Origin of the sequence: Sphingobacterium sp. 18053, assembly GCF_902706145.1 — a bacterium.
GTDB lineage: Bacteria > Bacteroidota > Bacteroidia > Sphingobacteriales > Sphingobacteriaceae > Sphingobacterium > Sphingobacterium paramultivorum.
The window spans coordinates 1-2153 of sequence record NZ_CACSJW010000022.1 but is presented as its reverse complement, the minus strand read 5'-3'; the positions used below and the strand labels follow the sequence as shown (position 1 = coordinate 2153).

Annotated in this window: 2 protein-coding genes; one reads left to right on the top strand and one right to left on the bottom strand. The window is 38.2% G+C overall.

Annotated features, from left to right (window positions below; translation table 11 throughout):
* On the bottom strand, nucleotides 1-1610 hold a 1610-nt coding region (locus GVK91_RS27070; protein WP_159732723.1), incomplete at its 3' end, for an ISL3 family transposase.
* Between the two features lie 69 nt (nucleotides 1611-1679).
* Here GVK91_RS27070 and GVK91_RS27065 point away from each other — a divergent pair.
* A complete protein-coding gene (locus tag GVK91_RS27065; protein WP_159732720.1) occupies nucleotides 1680-2147 on the top strand; it encodes a helix-turn-helix domain-containing protein in 468 nt (155 codons plus the stop codon).
* Nucleotides 2148-2153: the final 6 nt, after the last annotated feature.

The window sequence follows — 2153 nt, the reverse complement described above, 5'->3', positions numbered from 1 at the left end:
AGAACCATTTTTCTTAATAACTCAAAGCCTGCCTTCCCATACATTTTCCTTTTGATGTTTTTTATTCGGTTTACCTGGCCTTCAACTTGACCATTGCTTATGGATGTTATGACAGCATTATTAACTGCCTGATAGTCCTTTATGAGGTTTTTAGCAAAGTTTTTCAAACCACATTCTGATTTTATCGCCTCATCAATCCAATTTTTTAACAGACCGTCCTGTTTGCTCTGAAACAATCGCTTAAAACCCTTTACCTGCTGCTCCAATTGTTTTATCTGCGGAAATTTATCAAACAGTAATTTCAAAAATTCCTTGTCATCATTTCCCTTAATTTGCTCTAATTCCATATAGAGCATCAAGGAGAGCCTCGCCGGTGACCAGGTTTTTGCTACTATGGGAGTTACTGTTTTGGTTCTAGTGAATGGCTGCATTTGATAAACTTCGTTCATCTTGTGGCAGAACTGTGTGTATTTTCCGTTGAAACCCATCTCTACAATTGTTTCATGCAGTTCGCGGTATGTTTTACCTCGGTTCTCTTCCATCAAGAGAAAGTTAATAAAAGCGTCCAGGTTGGTTGAACTTCTGGATTGCCTTTTTGTAAGTGAGTCCATTAAAACGTATCTTCTAACAGTGCCACGCGCGAGCTTCGTAATTCTGGCAATCTGTCTTAGCGTAATACCGTTTCCGTGTAGCTCTTTAACTTTGTCAAAAAGATACTTTCTAGCGACACTATTATTAGCCGTCGAAATGTTCGGCTCTACGATTTCTAATACTCTTTTAGCTGGCTGCTCAGTCTCAGCTGATGTAGATCGTTCGCTTTTGGGATCATTGTAAAGCTTAAATATCTCCCTTAGTTCTTTTCCTTTTGATTGAAAAATCCTTTTGGTTGCTTCTCCAAGGTTCAACAGTAAGTGAAAGCGATCTGCAACCTGGTTGGCTTGAGGGGCGCCCGCTTTTATGCCCAAAGCATATGGTCCATATCGATCCCTGGAAACTGTTTTTATTTCCGGATGCTTTTTTAGCCATTCGGCGAGGGTGCCCGATTCACGATCGGGCAGCAGGTCGATAACTTCTTTTCTTTTTAAATCAACAATAACGGTTCCGTAGGTCCTTCCTTTTTTGAAAGCCCAGTCATCTACGCCAATTACACCAGATGTTAATGAATTAGGTTGTATATTGACTCTTTTGATCACCCGTAAAATAGTGGACGGGCTGACAGGTAGTCCAACATAACCGCTTATTGATGCGCCTTTATTTCCGCCCAGTTCAAGTGCCATTTTAAAAAGAAGATCATTAGAGCGCATAAGTCTTCTATAATAAGGCTTGATTTCACAGTGGAAGCGTTCAGTAAAAATCTTTCTTGGGCAGGCTATATTGTCACAGAAATACTTTCTAGCACGCAGCTTGACTTTCGTTATATGTCCGGAAATAGGAAGATCCAAAAGAGTCCTAAAATACCTACTGTGGATCCTAATACTCTTCTTTTTGCAAATAGGACAAACTGAATATTTTTGATAAGCACATGTATTAATACAAAGTTCTCCTGGAGAGGAATATATTGTGTGAGCTTTTAGCTGTAAATTAGAAGGAAGGATAAAATGTGGAATCATGACATAAAAGTATAATAATAAATTACACATTATTATCCATATATTTGTTTGTTTTCAAAAAGAAATATCGTGGGAAAATCAGTCTTAAAAATTCAAAGATCAGAGGCAGGAGAAATAAAAAAATTATTAAATACAAATGATGCTTACGTTGTCGGCGTAAGACTGTATTTGGTATATCTGGTTGCCTTGGGACATTCAAGCAGACGGCTATCGGAACTCCACAGTATCAGTTTCAAGCAGATAACAAATTGGGTGCACCGATTTGAAAAGGAAGGTATAGAAGGATTAAAAGATAAGAAAGGACGAGGGAGGCGTAGCGGGTTGTCGGAAGAACAGCTGGAAAGAATCAAAGAGCTGGTAATAAAAGAAACGCCATTGAATCATGGATATCAATCAGAAAAGTGGACCGGACCTCTTTTGATACAGTGGATTAAAAGAGAATATGGTTTAGTATATCAAAAGGCGCAAATTTATAACTTGCTAGCCAAGGTTGGAATTATCTTTGAAAAGAAACTTGGCCTAATATCTAAAGTGTAATTATTT